The sequence below is a fragment of the Micromonospora sp. M71_S20 genome (genome assembly GCF_003664255.1).
Classification (GTDB): Bacteria; Actinomycetota; Actinomycetes; order Mycobacteriales; family Micromonosporaceae; genus Micromonospora.
Genome location: NZ_RCCV01000004.1, coordinates 838738 through 857622, shown reverse-complemented (window position 1 = coordinate 857622; position 18885 = coordinate 838738). Strand labels below are relative to the sequence as shown.

Sequence of the window (18885 nt, the reverse complement as noted above, 5' to 3'; positions counted from 1 at the left end):
ACCATGAACCGGACACCCCGTCCCCGGACGCGCACACCGAGACTGCTCGGCGCGGCGCTCACCGCCGGCGCCCTGGCCGTCGGCACGGTGCTCGCGACGACCTCATCGGCGCACGCCGACACCCTGTTCAGCGACACGTTCTCCGACGGCGCGGCCGACGGGTGGTCGCGCTCCGGCGGGAGCTGGTCGGTCGTGACCGACGGCTCGTACGCCTACCGGCAGTCCGGCACCAGCAGCGACGCCCGCGCCCTGGCCGGCGCCGGCACCTGGACCGACTACGGGGCGCAGGCCCGGGTCCGGCCGACGGCTTTCGGCGGGGCGAACCGCCACGTCGGGGTGATCGCCCGGGCGCAGAGCAGCAGCAGCTACTACGCGCTGGTGGCGACCGCGAGCGGCGGGGTGCAGCTGATCCGCCGCTCCGGGGGCGACCCGGTGTCGCTGGCCTCCGCCCCCGCCGGGATCACCGTCGGCAGCTGGGCGACGCTGCGGCTGGAGGCGGTCGGCAGCTCGTTGCGCGGCTACGTCGACGGCACGCTGCGGGTGCAGGCCACCGACGGGGCGTTCGCCGCCGGGCGGGTCGGCCTGGCCACCTCGTACGCCAGCGCCACCTTCGACGACGTCGAGGTGGACACGGCCACCGGCGCGCCGCCCACCGGCACGCCGACCGCCGGGCCCTCCCTGCCGCCGACCGGGCCGCCGATCGACCCGGGCGCCCCGCCGGTCGGCTTCGCCTCGGTCAACGCGCTGGGCCAGAACGGCACCACCGGCGGGGCGGGCGGACCGACCGTCACCGTGGACACGGCCGCGGAACTCCTCGCCGCGATCGGCACGGCCGGCCCGTTGAACGTGCGGGTGGACGGGATGATCGCGCTGCCCGGCCCGATGCACGACGTCACCTCGGACAAGACGATCGTCGGCGTCGGCGCGAACTCCGGCATCACCGGCGGTGGGCTGAACATCGGCCTGCCGGTGAGCGACGTGACCAGCCCGCCGGCCAACGCCGTGCACAACGTGATCATCCGGAACCTGAACTTCCGCAACACCGTCGACGACGCGATCAACGTGCAGATGTTCTCGCACCACGTCTGGATCGACCACAACGACCTGGCGTACGGCTACGACGGGCTGATCGACGTCAAGCGGGGGTCCAGCTACGTCACCGTGTCCTGGAACCACACCCACCACCACACGAAGAACATGCTGCTCGGCCACGACGACCGCAACGCCGCCCAGGACGTCGGCAACCTGAAGGTCACCTACCACCACAACTGGTTCGACCGCACGCCGCAGCGCAACCCCCGGGTCCGCTACGGCGACCCCGTGCACGTGTTCAACAACTACTTCGTCTACAACACCGACGTCGGGGTGGCCTGCCAGCTCGACTCCGGCTGCGTGGTCGAGGGCAACTACTTCGAGGACGTCGAGGTGCCCTGGTCGATCAGCTACGCCGGGGACCGGGGCCGGATGATCGCCCGGGACAACGTGCTCGCCGGCACCAGCGAGCCCGGCGACGCGGGGGGCACCGTCCAGGAGCCGCGCACGTTCTACCCGTACACCCTGACCGAGCCGGCCACCGTGAAGTCCGTCGTCACGGCCGGTGCCGGCACCGGCAAACTCCCCTACTGACCACGCCCGCGCGGGCCGCCGGACCCGGTCGGCGCCGGGTACCGGCCCGGCGGCCCGCGGCGCACCACACCCCTAGAGATCGATGTTTATCGATCATTTGATCACCACCAGGGAGGTCCCGTGCACAACTCCGACACTCGTCGGCGGAGGCATCGCCGAGGGTTCCTCACCGCGATCGGGGCCGCGCTCCTCGCGGCCACCCTCGCCGTCGGCATGGCCGCCACGGCCTACGCCGACACGCTCTTCTCCGACGACTTCTCCGACGGCAACTCGTCCGGCTGGACGGCCTCCGGCGGAAGCTGGTCGGTGACCGGCGACAGCGCGCGGGCGCTGCGCCAGAGCAGCACCAGCAGCGACGCCCGTTCGCTGGCCGGCACGTCGAGCTGGACGGACTACTCGGTCCAGGCGACCGTCCGGCCGACCGCGTTCAACGGGTCGAACCGGTTCGTCGCGTTGCTCGCCCGGGTGCAGAGCAGCACCAGCTACTACTACCTGGCGCTGCGCAGCAACAACACCGTCGAGCTCAAGCGGCTGAGCGGCGGCTCCTCCACCACGCTGGACACCGCGTCCGTGCCGGTCGCCGCCGGCACGACCTACACGCTGCGGCTGGACGTCGTCGGCGGCTCGCTCAAGGGCTACGTCGACGGCACCCTGCGCACCGAGGCGACCGACAGCGCGTACGCCAGCGGCCGGATCGGCGTGGCGACCTTCTACGCCAGCGCCGACTTCGACAACGTGCAGGTCAGCTCGACCGGCGGCGGACCCACGCCGACGCCGACCGGACCGACGCCCACGCCGACCGGCGACCCGGGCAACCCCGGCCCCAACGTGGCCGACGGCTGGGCCTCGGTCGACGCGTGGGGCCAGAACGGCACCACGGGCGGCGCCGGCGGACCGACCGTCACGGTCACGACCGCCAGCCAGTTCATCACCGAGGCGGCCTCCAGCGGCCCGAAGGTCATCCAGGTCAACGGGATGATCGCGCTGCCCGGCCCCATGCACGAGGTCACCTCGGACAAGACGATCGTCGGCGTCGGCGCCAACTCCGGGTTCACCGGCGGCGGCCTCAACATCGGCCTGCCGATCGACAACGCGGTCACCGCGCCGCCGGCCAACGCCGTGCACAACGTGATCATCCGGAACCTGAACTTCCGGAGCTGGGCGGACGACGCGATCAACGTGCAGATGTTCACCCACCACGTCTGGATCGACCACAACACCTGGACCACCGGGGCGGACGGCGGCGTCGACATCAAGCGCGGCTCGTCGTACGTGACGGTCTCCTACAACCACGCCGACGGCACCGACAAGAACATGCTGCTCGGCCACGACGACGGCAACGCCGCCCAGGACACCGGCCGGCTGAAGGTCACCTACCACCACAACTTCTTCGACAACACCAACCAGCGCAACCCGCGCGTGCGCTTCGGCGACCAGGTGCACGTCTACAACAACTACTACCTGAACACCGGCAACTACGGCGTCGCGTCGACCGAGAACGCCGGCGTCATCGTCGAGGGCAACCACTTCGAGAACGTCGACGACCCGTACCACCTGGCGGAGGGCTCCTCCGGCGACGGCCGGCTGGTCGCGCGCAACAACTGCCTGGTCAACTCCGGCGCCGGGCAGACCGGCGGCAGCGTGAGCAACCCGCCGTACGCGTACACCGTGGGCACGGCCTGCGACATGAAGGCCGTGGTCACCGCGCAGGCCGGGGTCGGCCGGGTCGGCCTGCCCGGCAACCCGACCACCCCGCCGCCGAGCACCCCGGCGCCGACCCCGACGCCGACCTTGCCGCCGGCCGGGGACCTGGTCGGCTGGGCCACCCAGAACGGCGGCACCACCGGCGGGGCCGGCGGCCAGACCGTCACCGTCTCCGACGGCCAGGCGCTCGCCGACGCCCTGGAGTCCTCCTCGCCGCTGGTCATCCGGGTCACCGGGTCGCTGACCATGCCCGACGCGATGAACGACGTGCGCAGCAACAAGACCGTGCTCGGCGTGGGCGCCGCGACGCTGGACAACGGGCTGAACATCAGCGGCGCGAGCAACGTCATCGTCCGCAACCTCACCTTCCGGGGCTGGGACGACGACGCGATCAACGTGCAGGGCTCGCGCAACGTCTGGATCGACCACAACACGTTCGACGGCGGCTACGACGGCGCGGTCGACGTCAAGCGGGCCTCCGACTTCGTGACCGTCTCGTGGAACCGGGTCACCAACCACACCAAGAGCATGCTGCTCGGCCACGACGACGGGCACACGGCCGACATCGGCCACCTGCGGGTCACCTACCACCACAACTGGTTCGACGGGAGCAAGGAGCGCCACCCCCGCGTCCGGTTCGGTGACCCGGTGCACGTGTTCAACAACTACTACTACGGCGCGGACTACGGCGTGGCGTCCACGATGGGCGCCGGGGTGCTGGTCGAGGGCAACCACTTCGAGAACGTGACCCGCCCCACCGCCGTCGGCTACGCCGAGTCGGGCCCGGGCGACCTGGTCCAGCGCAACAACATCTTCACCAACTCCGGCGCGCCGGAGAGCGCCGGGGACGTCGCCCCCATCCCCTACCCGTACCGGCTCGACGACCCCAGCGGCGTCAAGGCGGCCGTGACCGCCGGGGCCGGCGCCGGCCGGATCACCCCCTGAGGCGACCCCGGGGGGTGGCGGTCTGGCCGACCGCCACCCCCCGGGGCGCGCGCCCGCCGGGGCCGAGCGGGCTGCAACAGACCTGCACGTGCCAGGGCATTGACCGTTCTCTTCGCGGAAACATAATCTGAGGCCCACACGGGGAAGCGCTTTCCAGGCAGCTGACCTCCCCGTCGAGCCTCGCCGGATCCGGGCGTCCGACGCGCGGGCCGGCGGGTACCGGTCCCGGTCGCACCACGTACCGTCCCGGCCCTCCCCTCGGGCCACGGACCGCGGACCGCCACACCGAACCCCCTGCAAGGAGAAGAACATCGTGCACCTCAGACGCACTCACCGACGGGCCCTGGCGGCGGCCTTCACCGCCGGGGCGACCGCCGCCGTGCTGGCCGCCGGCATGGGCTCGTCGGCCTCCGCCGCCGCCGTCTTCTCGGACGACTTCAACGACGGCGACGCCAGCGGATGGTCGAAGTCCGGCGGCACCTGGTCGGTGGTCACCGACGGCTCCGGCGTGTTCCAGCAGTCCAACGCGGGCAGCGAGCTGACCCGGCAGTTCGCCGGCCAGACGAGCTGGACCGACTACCAGGTCCAGGCGCGGGTCAAGCCGCTGTCGTTCGGCTCGTCGAGCGGCCTGGTGGGCCTGGCCGCCCGTTCGGCCAGCAGCACGAAGATGTACCGGCTGGCCCTGCTCGGCTCCGGCCGGGCCGAGTTGCAGGCGGTCAACGGCAGCCAGATCACCTCGCTCGGCTCGGCCTCCGTGGGGGCCGCCGCCGGCAGCTGGTACACGCTGCGCATCGAGACCGCCGGCAGCACCGTCCGGGGCTTCGTCAACGGCACGCAGGTCGGCTCCGGCACCAGCGGCCTGGCCTCCGCCGGCCGGATCGGGCTGGTCACCTCGTACGCCAGCGCCAGCTTCGACGACGTGGCGGTGGACACCTCCGGCGGGTCCACCCCGACCACGCCACCGTCGACCACCGCGCCGCCGACCACGCCCCCGCCGACCACGCCGCCGCCCACCACGCCGCCGCCGACGAACCCGCCCGCGAACTGGCCCACGCCGACGGCCAACGTCAAGGTCGACGCCACCATCGACGTCCCGGTCAGCCTCGACGGCGGGCTCAAGCGGTACTACGGCATCGGCGACGGCGGGCAGGGCGAGAGCCAGGACCCGATGTTCGTGCTCGCCCCCGGGGCCACCCTGCGCAACGTGATCATCGGCGCCCCGGCCGGCGACGGCGTGCACTGCGAGGGCAACTGCACGCTGATCAACGTCTGGTGGGAGGACGTCGGCGAGGACGCCGCGACCTTCCGGGGCGGCACCACGTACACGGTGGACGGTGGCGGGGCGCGCTCCGCCAGCGACAAGGTGTTCCAGCACAACGGCTCGGGCACCGTGTACATCCGCAACTTCCGGGTGGAGAGCTCCGGCAAGCTCTACCGGGCCTGCGGCAACTGCTCCACCTCGTACCAGCGGCACGTGGTGATGGACAACGTCACCGCGACCTCGACGAAGATGCTGGCCGGCATCAACACGAACTGGGGCGACACCGCCCGGTTCAGCCGGATCACCATCCTCAACGACCCGAACCGCACGACCCGGATCTGCGTGAAGTACAAGGGCGTGCCGAAGGGCAGCGAGCCGAGCGAGATCGGTGAGGGCGCCGACGGCACCAACTGCCTCTACTCGGCGTCGGACATCACCTGGCGATAGCCCCCACCAGGGCGACGGCGGCCCCGCGGACCACCCGGTCCCGCGGGGCCGTCGCGTGGGGTCACCCTTTTCGCGGGGGCGTGCGACCGCGACGGTAGCGTGGCGCCACAGCACGGCCCGTGGGGCGGCTCTCACCGCCGGCGCGGCGCTCGCGATCGTACGGAGGAGGATGCATGTCCCACGGCGACGACCCGTTCGCGGCACGCGAGGACGCGGCCGCGCGGCCGAGCTTCGACCTCGCGCTGCGCGGCTACGACAAGCGGCAGGTGGACCGCTACGTCGAGCAGGTCGACGGCGAACGGTCGGCGCTGGCCGCCGAGCGGGACCGGGCCTCGGCCCAGCTCCGCGAGCTGACCGTCGAGGCGCACCGGCTGCGGGCGGAGATGACCGAGCTGCGGGACCGGCCGGCGCAGCCGGACCGGGCGTCCTTCCGCGACCTCGGTCCGATGGTCGACCAGATCCTGGCCCTGGCCGAGAAGCAGGCCGGCGCCATCACCGACGCCGCCGGGCAGCGGGCCGCCGAACTGGAGGCCGAGGCGGAGCGGGTGCTCACCGAGGCCCGCGAGCAGGCCACCACGACGCTGCGGGAGCTGGCGGAGGAGGCGGCCGCGCGGCGCGACGAGCACGACCGGGAACACGAGGAACGCCGCGCCAACGCCCAGGCCGAGCTCGCCAGGATCCGGGAGGCGGCGGAACGGCTGCGCGCGGCGGGCGAGGCGGCCCACGACCACGCGCTGCAGGAGGCGAAGCGGATCGACGAGCAGACCGCCCAGCAGATCGAGCAGGCCCGCGTCGAGTCCGAGTCGTTCCTGGCCTCGGCCCGCACCCAGATCCAGCAGGAGGTGCAGGCGGCGCGCGCGAAAACCCAGCAGGAGCTTGGCCAGTGGCAGGCCGGCGTGGAACGCGAGATCAACGAGCGGCGGGCCGCCGCCGAGCAGGAGATCGCCGAGCAGCTCGCGTCCGCCGAGCGGGAGCTCGGCGCCCAGCGTACGGCGGCCGAGCAGGAGATCGCGACGCTGATCGCGGAGGCCCAGCAGTACGCGGCCAAGGTGCGCCAGCACGTCGACGAGCAGGCCGCGACCCACCAGCAGCAGCTCGCCGCGACGCAGCAGGGCATCCGGGACCGGCGGGAGGCGCTGGCCCGGATGCAGGCCGAGCTGGACGCCGCGCAGCAGCAGCTGGCCCAGGCGCGGCAGGAGAGCGCAGCGGTCGAGCACGAGTTCGCCGAGGTGCAGCAGCGTCTCGCCGAGACCCGGCAGGAGCTGACCGACGAGCTGCGCCGCCTCGACGAGGCCCGCCGGGCCGCGGACTCCGCCGAGCAGCACGCCAAGGAGGTCCGCGCCCGGGTGAAGCGGGAGGCGAAGCGGGTGGCCGACCTGGCCGCGGCGGCGGTCATGGCGGCCGCCACGGGTGGCGCGGAGACCGCGGAGTACCCGCAGGTCGCGGCCCGGCCGAGGCCGGAGCGGCCGGCGCCGGTGGCGGTGGAACGCGCCACCGACGCGGCCCCGGACGGCGGCGACGACGCGGCGGCGCCCGCCCCCGGCGACGGCGGGCGGGCCCCGGCCGAGGCGCCGGCGCCGCAGCCGGCGAACCAGGTGGTGACGGCCGGCTGACCCGGCGGCAGCCGCGGTCCAGGCCGGTCAGCTCAGCCTGGACCAACGCTGGTTGCCGGGCCCGAGTCACCGGGCTGTCAGGTGCCCCCCGCCTGGCCCCAGGGAGCGGACGGCCCCTGAGGAGGCGGGAACGGACCGGGGCCGGCGGGCGGAACCGGCGGATCGAAGGCCACCGGGGGACCGTCGGCCCGCGGCCACGCGGATGGGACGGGCGGTCCGGCGTGCGGCGGCACCGGGTGGTGAGGCGTCGCGGTGTGCCACCCCGTTCCGCTGTCACCCGATGGCCAGGCCGCGGCGGGTGGCGCGGCGCGCTGCCGCAACGCGTCGACGGCTCGTACCGCGTCCACGGCGGCCGCCAGTTTCCCGTACCGCCAGGCGGGATGGAACAGCGCGTGCGTCCAGTGCACCGTCAGCGCCGCCAGCACGAACGGACGAGCGGTGTCGGCCAGCGTCAGTCCCATCAGGCTGACGTCCCGCACCCCGACGAACACGCTCACGCCACAGGCGGCGATGGCGACCGCGGAGGTCCACCTCCGGCGGCGCAGCAGTGCGAGGACGCTCGCGATCAGGGCCAGGACGATCAGGTCGGGGTCGCCACCGAGCAGCAGACAGGTGTAGCCGACCAGTCGCACGTCGAGTGCCCGCCGTGACGAGCGGGCGGCGAGCCGTCCGGTCACCGCCTCGCCCCGGGCGGCCCGCTCGGCCAGGTCGCGCCTGCCGCGGCGGCTGACGAGCACCGCGTACGTCTCGACCAGCGCCAGCACGACGACCGCGACGATCCCCGATGGCTGCCCCCAGTCCCCGTCAAAGGTGCGGCTGCTGACGAGGAGCAGCGCCAGAGGTACGAGCGGGAGCGCCCAGACGGTACCCGGCACCCCGCCGACGCCGACGACGAGCGCCATGGTGCCGGCGAGCACGGCGAGCGGGAAGGCCAGGACCACCACGGGGCCGCTGAGGGTGAAGCCGAGCACCACGGCGGCCACGACGGCGGCGATGATCCAGTAGCGGCCCCAACGCAGGTCGCCGGTCGCGGTGTCGTCGGGTGCTGTGACAGCGTCCGGCGCGAATCGCCTGCGCCAGGATGCGAGGGCCGCCGGTCGGGGCGGCGGTACGGCGGTGGACGTGTGGTCCGGGCCGGGTGCGGCCGGTGGTGGGGTCATGACGTCCTCCCGGGCTCCGCCGGTCCGTCCTGCTGAGCGGCACGCACGTCGTCGATCAGTCCGATCATCGGCTCGGGGCCGATTCGTTCGATCACACCCTTGTCGAGCAGTTCCCGGATGGAGTGAGGGAGCAGGTACTGGGTGCCGCCTCCGTCGCGGCCGAACGCGCCCGCCGCCGGACCGGCCTCCACGTCGTACGGTTCCAGGACCCGGTACTGACGGTCCTCTCTGGCCACGTCGGCCCCGAACGGGGACAGCTCCGCCGGGAGCGGCGGCAACGAGCGCGCCTGCTCCGAGGTCCCCTCCGGGCTGGCGTAGCGCCCCCCGGAGATGGTGCCGTCGTCGTTCTCGTGACCCTCGCCGCCCTGCCGGATCAGCACCTCGCCGGGCTGTAGCGTCCGGCTCTCCTTGACGGCCTCCTCGTCGCGGATGACGAACCCGTCCAGCTCCGGGTAACGCGGCACACGGCGAACCGCACCGCCAGCCGGTTCCTCGGGGCCGCCCGGTTCCGGGGGCTTGACCTCTTTTTCGCGGCCGCCCGGTTCCGAGGGCTCGACCTTGGTGAACTCCTCGAGGAAGCTCTCCCGGTCGTACCCCCGCACCGGCAACGGCGCGATCTGCTCGCGGTACTCCTGCCGCGTCCGCCAAGCCGGGCCGTCGCGGCCGGCGACGTCGGGTCCGTCCGGTGGCGGCCCGCCCGGCGGAGGCGCGTCGGCCACCGCACCCGCACCGGCCTCGGCGGGCCGAGCGTCGGGCGCCGCTGACGACGTCTCGGTCCGAGCGGCACGCCGATCGTCCGGCGCCTCACCGGCGCCACGGGCGGGGGCCTCGACGCTCTCGTCGCGCCGGACCGGGGCGCGGTCGGCGGCCCGCTCGGCGGCCGGTTCCCGTGGCACGGAGCCGAAGACCTCCCGGTCGAACCACCGCTCCAGGTTCAGTCCGTGCCGGGTCGTGAGGACCTCCGCGACGAAGGCGCGCGCGGTGTCGCCCCGTCCAGGGCCGTCGCCTCCGCTGTCACCGTGCTCCGGTCTCGTGTCGTTCTCCCGGTCGATCGGCATCATGCCTCCTCTGGTGTGGGGTCGGGAGTCGGGTTGTCGGTCGCCGCGGCGGGATCCACGTACGCCCGCAGCCAGCCGGCGTCCGGCCAGGCGTGCAGCGCGCTCTCGGCCCGCGCGGCCCAGTCCGGGTCGTCGAACCGCGCGCCGACGGCGTCCTCCAGGGCGGAGGGGGCGCACCCGCCGAGCAGCAACCGCCGTGGCGTCGCCTCGGGGTACGTCGCGACCAGGCGGGCGCGGGTCAGGCGGAGCTGCTCGCCGACGGTGCGTCCGGGCACCGGCGCGCCCAGCCACCGCTCCCACCGCGCGCTGGCCGGGTGCCGGCCGGCGTCGGGCCGCGCGGCCGCGAGCAGGTGCAGGTCACGCAGGACCCGGACCCACCGGTACGCCGGCGCCAGCCAGGCGGGCTCGTCCGGCGGGCACGGCGGCCCGCCGTCGAGCCCGGCGAGCAGCGCGGCGAGCACGTGCGCGGCGAGTCGGGCCGGCCCGATCGTGCGTGCGAACAGCACCGACCTGCTGGCCACCGCGGCGTCCACCGCCTCCGCCAGGCACAGCCGCAGGTGGCCCCGGTCGTGCGCGCGCAGCGCACGGAGGAGGTCCGCGCCGGGCGGCAGCTGTGGGTGACCGACGAGGTGCCCGACCACCGTCAGTTCGGCCCACAGGGCCAACCGTGGATCGGCGGTCGCCAGTCGGCGCGCCCGGACCAGTTCCTCCAGGGACGCGGGCGGCCCGGCGACCGGGTCGACGGCCGTGGCCAGCAGCGCCGCTGACGCGGGCGGCTCGGGCGCACGTCGTTCCCGCCCGGTGCCGTCGGGCATCCGGGCCAGCACCGGCGCGTCCATGCCGTCCGTGAACACGGCGGCGGTGCCCGGCCGCAGGGCGACCAGGTACTCGGACTGGCGCGGCGACAGGTTCATCGTGGCGCCGACGGCGTCCCGATCGTCGCGTGCCGGCAACCGGTGCACGATCTTCACGGCCGTGTTCTTGATGACGTCGGCGATGAGCTTGTCCGGGATCTGCTCGGCGATGACCAGCCCCTCCCCGTACGCGCGGATCTCGGCGAGCATCCCGGCGAACATCTCGACCGCCTGGTCGACCGCGCCGCCGGCGCCGGTGCGCCGCAGCAGTCGGTGCGCCTCCTCGATCACCGTCAGGTGCCGCAGACGATCGGCGTCGACGGCATGCACCCGCAGGTGCTCCGTGAGCCGGACCAGCAGCGTGCCCATGAGGAACGCCTTGTCCCGGTCGTCGCCGACGTCCTCGATCTCGATGACGACGGGGCGGCGCAGCAGCTCCGCGACGTCGATCGGGTAGCGGCCGTCGAAGAAGCGCCCGGTGGTGCCCGACCGGAGGCTGGACAGGCGTACCCGGATGAACCCCCGCACGTTGTCCCGTACCTCCCGCCCGTAGCCGATCTCGTCCACGACGTCGGCGGCGGTCCGCTCCAGATCGGCCAGGCGCGGGTACCGGGGCCGCAGCGGGACGTCGCCGGTCTCCGGGTCGACGTCGGGCCGGCCGAGTACCAGGTCCCAGCCGAGCTCCTCGTAGCACCGCGTGAGCGCGGTGGTGAGGACCTGGGGGAACGGCTCCTCGGCCTGGAACGCGGCGAGGAACGATGCGCGGACCAGGTCGAGGTGCGTCTGCAGCGGAAACCCGGCGGCCGGCTCCAGTGGGTTGAGCCCCACCGGGACGTCGGTGGGCGCGCCGGGCCTGACCACCACCACGTCGGCAAGCCCCGCCAACCGCGTGGCCATCGCCCGGTACTCCGCCTTGGCCGGTTCGATCACCAGCCACGGCAGTCCCTGTCGGGTCGCCTCTTCGAGCAGGTGCCGGACCGTCTGCGACTTGCCCGCCCCGGTGGCGCCGCAGACGAAGGTGTGCCGGTTCAGGCTGCTGTACGGCAGACGGATCGCCCCGGCCGGCCGTTCGTCCCGGTCGAGCACGTCCCCGAGCGTGACGGCGTCCGACGCCGCCTCCGTCTCGGGAACGACGTCGAAGTCCGGGCGGCGTACCCGGCGGACCCCCGGGATCTCGTCGCGGGGCGCGCGGGCGAGCGCGGCGAGCACGGCGGAACCTGCGGCGAAGTGACCGGGAAGCGCATCGGTCTCGTCCAACTCCGCCAGCCCGGCACTCCGGTCGCCGACGACGAGGGTGTACGGCAGGTCCGGCGCCTGAAGCGCCGCCGCCACGAGTGCCGCGACCCGGAGCGCGGCGTCCTCGTCGCCGCCGCCCGCGGCGAGTGTCAGCCTCCACAGGCCGCCGGTCTCCGCCCGGCGCAGTTCCCGGTGGCGCTCTCCGTGCCGCTGCGCCTGCACGGTGGCCAGTGGCGAGGTTCCCGCCCGGCTGCGCGCCAGCCGGTCCGCCGCCTCGACAGCGGCGGTCAGCCCGGCCGCCTCGTCGGCGCCGATCGGCTCGGCGAGCACGAACCAGGCGAAGGGCCCCGCCCAGATGGACAGCAGGCAGTCCTCCAGCGAGGGTGGCGGCTCGCCACGCCCTTCGGCGGGGTTCGGGGACTCGACGGTGAGCGGATCCACGATGGCGCCGATCGTGGTCCACCGCGGCATCCGCGCGCAGAGCGTCCGGGCGGCGCCCGGCGGAAGGGGGCGGCCGTGCGCGCCCAGGGGCAGGGCGAGCCGATGCCCGCTGTCGTCCGTGGAGGTTGCCGGCTCGGCGGTCGGCACACCGCCGGAGAGCAGCCGGACCGGACCGCCCGTCCGCTCCCGGCACCAGGCCCACAACACCGGCAGGTTGCGCCGGTGGGCACCGCTGAGCGCGGCGAGCCGGTGGGTGCGGTCCGGCTCCCCGACCGGCTGCTCGCCGGAGGCGGCGCGCGGGATGCTGTCCACCGAGTGGACCGGGATGCTGGCGAGCAGATCGGGCAGCCGCACCCGCGGCGCGGCGGAGATGGCCTTCACCGGCCACCTCCTGGGGAGGTCGCGACCGACGACGAGCGGTACGGCGCATCAGTCCCAGGTGCCGGAGTGCGGGCGTCCGTCGGCGGCGGATCCATCCGCACGCGGGGTAGCGTCACGATGTCGGGATTGATCTCTATCGGGGTCAGCGACACCCCGTGCGGCGCGTGGTTCACCAGCAGCAGCAGGTAGTCCGGCAGGCGCTGCAGCACCGTGGGCTCGAGGGCGTACTCGTACACGCGGGAGGTACTGGTCGCCAGCGTCCAGTTGCTCCCCTCGGCGACGCTGCGGGTGGTCCCCCAACTGCGTCCGACGGTGTGCGTCTCGCTCGCGCCGCGCGTCGTACCGGTGCCGGTCCCGCCGGTCCAGCCGCTGCCCAGAGTGGCACTGGTCGGCCAGCCGGCACCCGGAGGCCCACTGGCGGAGGCGTTGCCGGACGTACCGCGATTGGTCGATCGGGTCGACGAGCTGTTGGTGCCGGTGCCCGCCGACTCGGTGGTCCCCTCGTTGTCACCCACCGTGTGTGTCTCGTTGCCCCCGAGGGTGGCGGTGAGCTGGGTGAGCGCCACCTGGTGATGGCGGCCGACGAAGTCCGCAGCCCGGGTCGCCTCCTCGTGCTGGCCCAGCCGCATGAACGCCACCGCTCCCGAGCCGAGTCCCCGCAGCGCCTCGTCGCGCAGATGCCGGAAGACGAGCAGCAGCGGTACCCGGTGACGGGCGCACAGGTCGGACAGGCGCTCCAGGTAGCGCTGGGGCAGCTCGTCGGCGCCGGCCACGATCAGTACGTCCGGTCGGTCGGGGGTGTCGACCGCGACGATGTGCGGGAGGGCCTGCACGACCATGTCGCGCAGCAGGTCGTCGCGCACGCCGTTGCCGTCCGTGCGGAGGGCGACACAGGTCAGCTGCGGGGCAGGAGCGCCACTCCGCGGCGCGGTGCCGAGATCGGCAAGCGGCTCCAGTACCGCCACCATGCGACGGAGCGCGCGCAGGGCGTCGCGTTGCTCCCCCTCGGCGAGCAGGGCGTCCGCCAGCTGGCCGGTCTCCTCGGCGGTGAGCAGCGGCGAGGGCTCGAAGCGACCGGACACGACGCGCAGCGCCGCGACGATCCGGCCGATCGAGACGTCGGCCCCGAGCACCCGGCAGACGTCGTGCAGCAGGGTGGTGTCGAGACTGCGGTCCTCACGCCCCTCCGGTCCGGCTCGGCCGTGCATCATCTCCACGAGCGCGTCCACCAGTTCGTCGACGGGCAGGCCGGCGAGGAGCCGGCACCGGGCGAGGTCCCGGGGCAGCCACTGGTGGTCGAATCGATGCCCGGCCCGGTGCGCCAGCCGGACGAGCTCCCGCGCGACCCCCTGACCGGAGAGGTCCGCGACCCATACCCGGCATCCCGCGGCCAGCACACCGGCGCCGTACACCGTCAGCAGCGCTTCCCAGCCCCAGAGCGCGCCGCCGTACACGTCGAGACGACGCGGTGGCGCGGGGACGGACAACCACTCGTCGACGCCGTCCAGCCGGGCGTGCTCGGCGGCCACCCAGGCCTGCGCCTGCCGGTGCCAGTCCAGCAGGTCCTCCCGCACCTGCGCGGGCACCGCCCGGCGGGCCGAGTGAACCGCCGCCTGTCGGGCCATGCAGAGCACCAGCCAACCGGCGGTGGCCACCGCGGCCAGAAGCGCGATCACGATGGTGGCGCCCGCCCGGGTCGGATGCCCGGAGTTGACGACGGCGCCGCAGAACAGAAGTACCACCGCACCGCCGCCGAGCAGTCCGCCGACCTTCGCCTGTCGGCGTATCCGCAGGAGGCTCGCCTCGTGCGCGGCGTCCCGGTCCCTGGCGAGGGCGGCCGGGTCCGGCGCGCGCAGCGGGAACGGACGCAGCCCTCGGGCGCGGTCCTGGAACCGCCAGCCCAGCCGCGGGCCAGGAGTGAACAGCCGGCGCCAGGCGGCCTCAGCGACGGCGGCCGGTGCCGTCGCGTCCGGCGTGGGCGTCGGTACGGGGGACGTCATGCCGAGGCCTCCCGCCGCGGTGCCCGACCCCCGCCGGCCGCCGCGGCGGCGCACCACCGGAGCGGCGGGGTGGCCGCCACTCGGACCTGCACCATGTCCGTCCTCCTTCTCGTTGCAATAGCCGGTCGCTCGCCCGACAACGTGGGAATTGCAGCAAGGGCGGTTATGACTCGGCGGGACGCGCTCCTGGCGAATTCCACAAGTGGGCCCCGCCTCCCGACGGGTCGATCACGCGGTACTGCGATCGCACTTCTGTCTACCGCCCGCGTGTTTTGTTCACGGACCTCGGCTGTTGCTGAAAAACAATGAGTGCACAACGATGGCCGGGTGGGACGCCGTGAGAGGGCGTTGGATCCCGACGCCGACCCGATACAGCGCTTCGCCGTCGACCTGCGGCACCTGCGCCGCCGCGCGGGATTGACCTACCAGGAGATGTCGGGCCTGGCCAACTACTCGGTCACCGCCCTGTCGCAGGCCGCCGGCGGGCGGGATCTGCCGACGGCGTCGGTGCTGCGGGCGTACGTCCGTGCGTGCGGCGGCGACGAGAACGCATGGACCCGGCGGTTGTTGACGCTCACCGCGTCGGTGCCCACCAATCGGCGGGAAACGGTCGGGGCGGAACCCAGGACTCCCCCTTATCTCGGCATGGAGACGTACCAACCCGAGGACAGGGATCGGTTCTTCGGCCGCGAGCGACTGGTCGCGCAGTTGCTGGACAGGCTCGACACGCAACCCTTTCTGGCTGTTTTCGGCCCCTCGGGAAGCGGCAAGTCGTCGTTGCTCCGGGCGGGGATGATCGGCACGATCCGGGCCGACGACGCACCGGCCGGTCGGCACCGGGTGGCCCTGCTCCTCACCCCGGGGCAGCAGCCGCTGCGTGCGCTGGCCAGCAGCCTCGCCGCCCTCGCCGAGCTTCCCCCGGCGGCTGTCCTGGCAGACCTCGACAGGGACCCGGCCGGCGCCGACCTCCTCGTCCGCACCGCCCTGGCCGGGCGACCGCAGGGCACCGAGGTGGTGCTGGTCGTCGACCAGTTCGAGGAGGTCTTCACCCTCTGCGGCGACGCCCGCCAGCGGGACCGGTTCATCACCGCGCTGCTCGGCATCGCCCTGCGACCGCACTGCCCCGGCAGGGTGGTCCTCGGCGTCCGTGCCGACTTCTACGGTCACTGTGCCAGCGACCGGCCGCTGCTCGACGCCCTTCAGGACCGGCAGTTCCTGGTCGGGCAGATGTCCACCGACGAGCTACGGACGGTGGTCACCGAACCGGCCAGACGGGCGGGCCTGCGGGTCGAGTCCATCCTGGTCGCGGCCGTGGTGGCGGACCTGCGGGCAGGCGGCGGGCCCGGGGCTCTTCCGCACCTGTCCCACGCCCTGCTCGAGACCTGGCGACACCGCCACGGCGACAAGCTCACCCTCGACGCCTACCAGGCCGCCGGCGGGCTGAGCGGTGCGATCGCCCAGACCGCGGACCACCTGTACGACAACCTGGACGAGGCCGGCCGCAGGACCGCCAGATGGATCCTGCTCCGGCTGACCGTCGGCGAGGGCGGTGAGGCGACCCGCCGCCCGGTGGACCGTGCCGAACTGACCGCAGGACCGGGCGGTCAACGGGCCGTCGACACGGTACTGACGGCGTTGACCGACGCTCGCCTGGTCTCGGTCACCGACGGCCGGGTGCAGCTCGCGCACGAGGCGTTGCTGCACGCGTGGCCCACGTTCCAGACCTGGCTGACCGACGACCGCGACGACCTTCGCCTGCAGCGACGACTCAGTCATGCCGCCGCCGAGTGGACGACGCACGACCGCGACGCCGGCTTCCTCTGGAGAGGCAGCCGGCTCGCCGTCGCCTGGCAGTGGACCCAGTCGCATCCGGAGGCGGTCAACGAGCGGGAACGCGAGTTCCTGGCGGCGAGTGGCGCGCTGGAGCGCGACGAGCTGACCACGAGCCGCCGACAGAACCGCCGACTGGCCGTCCTGGCGGCCACTCTTGCCGCGCTGGTGCTGCTCGCCGCGACCGCGACGGCCATCGCCGTGGACCAGCGGCGCACGCTCGCCCGGGAACGGGACCGGGCCACCGCCGAGAAACTCGCCGTCCAGGCGGCGAGCAGCCCCCACCCACTCGCGCTGCTGCTCAGCATGGAAAGCCTCCGGTTGAACCCGTCCGACCGCGGTCGCGCGGCCCTGCTGCACGGCGTACTGCGGCCACAACGCAACACGACCACCCTGACGGGACACACCGGCAGCGTGCACGCGGTCGTCCTGAGCGCCGACGGGCGGACGGTGGTCTCCGCAGGTGACGACCGCACCGTCCGCCGCTGGGACGTGGCGACCGGAGCGCCCGTCGGAGCGCCCCTCACCGGTCACACCGACCCCGTCGAGGGCCTGGCGACCAGCCCGGACGGCACGATCGTCTCGGGCGGCGACGACGGCACGATCCGGCGCTGGGACGGCACCACCGGTGAGCCCCTGGGCGAACCGATCCGGGGGCACTCCGACAACGTCAAGTCCGTCGCGATCAGCGCCGATGCCGCGATGATCGTGTCGGGGAGCAAGGACCGCACGGTCCGCCGCTGGCACGCCGCGACCGGTGCCGCACTCGGTCCGCCGCTCGTCGGCCACACCGACCACGTGTGGTCCGTCGCCATGGGCGCCGACCGGCGGTTGATCGTCTCGGCGGGCTGGGATCACACCGTCCGTCGCTGGGACAGCGACACCGGACGCCAGATCGGGGCGCCGCTGCGCGGACACGTCGGTCCGGTGTTGGACGTCGCCGTGCACACCGGCAGTTCGTTGATCGTCTCGGGCGGCCAGGACGGCACGGTGCGGCGCTGGAACGCCGCCGCCGGCACACCCGTCGGCACCCCCCTGACCGGACACAGCGCCCCGGTGGAGGCGGTCGCCGTCACCCCGGACGGTAAGACCATCATCTCGGCCGGTCGGGACCGGACGGTGCGGTTGTGGAACGCCCGCACGGGAGCGCCACTCGACGCGCCGCTGCTCGGTCACCGGGACCAGGTGCGGTTCGTCGCGGTCAGCAGGGACGGCGGCACCGTCGCCACTGCGGGCCGGGACCGGACCGTCCGGCTCTGGCGGACCGAGCCGGGAGCGCCGATCGGCCCGACGTTGCGCGGCGTCAAGGACCAGTTCGCCCGGGTGGCCGCGCACCCCCACCAGGCGATGATCGCCTCCGGCCACGGCGACGGGACGGTCCGCCGGTGGCATGCCGTCACCGGCGAACCGATCGGCGCGCCACTCGCCGGCCACGGCGACCAGGTCACGTCGGTGGCTTTCTCGCCCGACGGTCGGCGCATCTACTCCGCCAGCCAGGACGGCACGCTCCGACGGTGGGACGCCGCCACCGGCGCGCCGATCGGGGCGGCGTCGCGGGGCCACACCGCCGAGGTCGCCTCGGTCGCGGTGGACCCGACGGGTGCCATGGTCGCCACGGCGGGCTGGGACGGCACGGTACGCCGATGGGACGCCGAAACCGGAGCGCCGCTCGGTCCGCCGCTCCTCGGGCACACGGACACGGTCAACACCGTCCTGTTCGCACAGGGCGGCGCGATGATCGTGGCCGCGGGTCACGACGGGACCATCCGCCGCTGGGACACCCGCACGGGAACCGCGCACGGCGGGCCGCTCCCCGCGGGGGCGCCGGTCGAGGCACTGGCCGTCAGCCCGGACGGCACGGTCATCGCGGCGGCGTCCGCGCCGAACGCCGTGCGCCGGTGGAACGCCGAATCGGGCAGCGAGGTGGGCGAGCCGCTGGTCGGGCACCACGAGACGGTGACGCAGGTCGCGTTCGACCCCGGTGGTCGGACCATCTCCGCGGTCGACCGCGACGGCGTGATCATCCGGTGGGACGTCGGGACCGGTCGTCGGACCGGGCCGCCCTTGTCCGGATACGTCGACCACGTGGGGAGGGTGGCCTTCGTGCCGGGTACCGCGGCCGTCGCCGTCGCCAGGCCCGACCAGACGATCCAGGTCTTTTCCATCGACGTACGGCAGTGGGCGGAGCACGCCTGCGCCATCGCCGGACGCAACCTCACCCCTGCGGAATGGAACCGGTACGTCGGTCACGGGCAGCCGTACCACCGCACGTGCGCCCGCTTCCCGGTGCCGACCGGCCCGTAGCCCGCGTTCCACGACGCTCACCGCC

Annotated in this window: 9 protein-coding genes; 5 read left to right on the top strand and 4 right to left on the bottom strand. The window is 73.9% G+C overall.

Annotation, left to right across the window (positions count from 1 at the left end; all coding sequences use genetic code 11):
- Positions 1-3 precede the first annotated feature (3 nt).
- The 4 genes from DER29_RS32485 (at position 4) to DER29_RS32470 (ending at position 7596) form a co-directional block, all read left to right on the top strand.
- The gene (locus DER29_RS32485) at positions 4-1626 is read left to right on the top strand and encodes a polysaccharide lyase family 1 protein (RefSeq protein WP_121401419.1); all 1623 of its coding nucleotides are present in this window, start codon (positions 4-6) and stop codon (positions 1624-1626) included.
- Between the two features lie 120 nt (positions 1627-1746).
- Positions 1747-4275 carry a polysaccharide lyase family 1 protein gene (locus DER29_RS35860; RefSeq protein WP_233600300.1) on the top strand — a complete coding sequence of 843 codons (2529 nt, stop codon included), beginning with the start codon at positions 1747-1749 and terminating at the stop codon, positions 4273-4275.
- Positions 4276-4588: 313 nt separating this feature from the next.
- The gene (locus tag DER29_RS32475; RefSeq protein ID WP_233600299.1) at positions 4589-5983 is read left to right on the top strand and encodes a pectate lyase; all 1395 of its coding nucleotides are present in this window, start codon (positions 4589-4591) and stop codon (positions 5981-5983) included.
- Between the two features lie 173 nt (positions 5984-6156).
- The gene (locus tag DER29_RS32470; RefSeq protein WP_199729641.1) at positions 6157-7596 is read left to right on the top strand and encodes a hypothetical protein; all 1440 of its coding nucleotides are present in this window, start codon (positions 6157-6159) and stop codon (positions 7594-7596) included.
- Positions 7597-7673: 77 nt separating this feature from the next.
- Here DER29_RS32470 and DER29_RS32465 read toward each other — a convergent pair whose 3' ends face one another.
- From DER29_RS32465 to DER29_RS32450, 4 genes are read right to left on the bottom strand one after another with little or no spacing between them, the layout of a single operon-like run.
- Complete coding sequence (locus tag DER29_RS32465; RefSeq protein ID WP_121401418.1) at positions 7674-8756, bottom strand: hypothetical protein; 1083 nt, start codon at positions 8754-8756, stop codon at positions 7674-7676.
- Positions 8753-9814 (bottom strand): TNT domain-containing protein, encoded by a 1062-nt coding sequence (locus DER29_RS32460; protein ID WP_158619135.1) that lies wholly within the window; start codon positions 9812-9814, stop codon positions 8753-8755. The genes DER29_RS32465 and DER29_RS32460 overlap by 4 nt, the downstream gene beginning before the upstream one ends.
- Entirely contained in the window at positions 9814-12726 is a 2913-nt protein-coding gene (locus DER29_RS32455; RefSeq protein ID WP_121401416.1) for an ATP-binding protein, read from the bottom strand. The genes DER29_RS32460 and DER29_RS32455 overlap by 1 nt, the downstream gene beginning before the upstream one ends.
- Complete coding sequence (locus tag DER29_RS32450) at positions 12723-14726, bottom strand: hypothetical protein (RefSeq protein ID WP_148710165.1); 2004 nt, start codon at positions 14724-14726, stop codon at positions 12723-12725. Before DER29_RS32450 ends, DER29_RS32455 begins: the two co-directional genes overlap by 4 nt.
- A 327-nt stretch (positions 14727-15053) precedes the next feature.
- Here DER29_RS32450 and DER29_RS32445 point away from each other — a divergent pair, with 327 nt between their 5' ends.
- Positions 15054-18860 carry a helix-turn-helix domain-containing protein gene (locus tag DER29_RS32445; protein ID WP_158619134.1) on the top strand — a complete coding sequence of 1269 codons (3807 nt, stop codon included), beginning with the start codon at positions 15054-15056 and terminating at the stop codon, positions 18858-18860.
- The last annotated feature ends 25 nt before the right edge of the window (positions 18861-18885 follow it).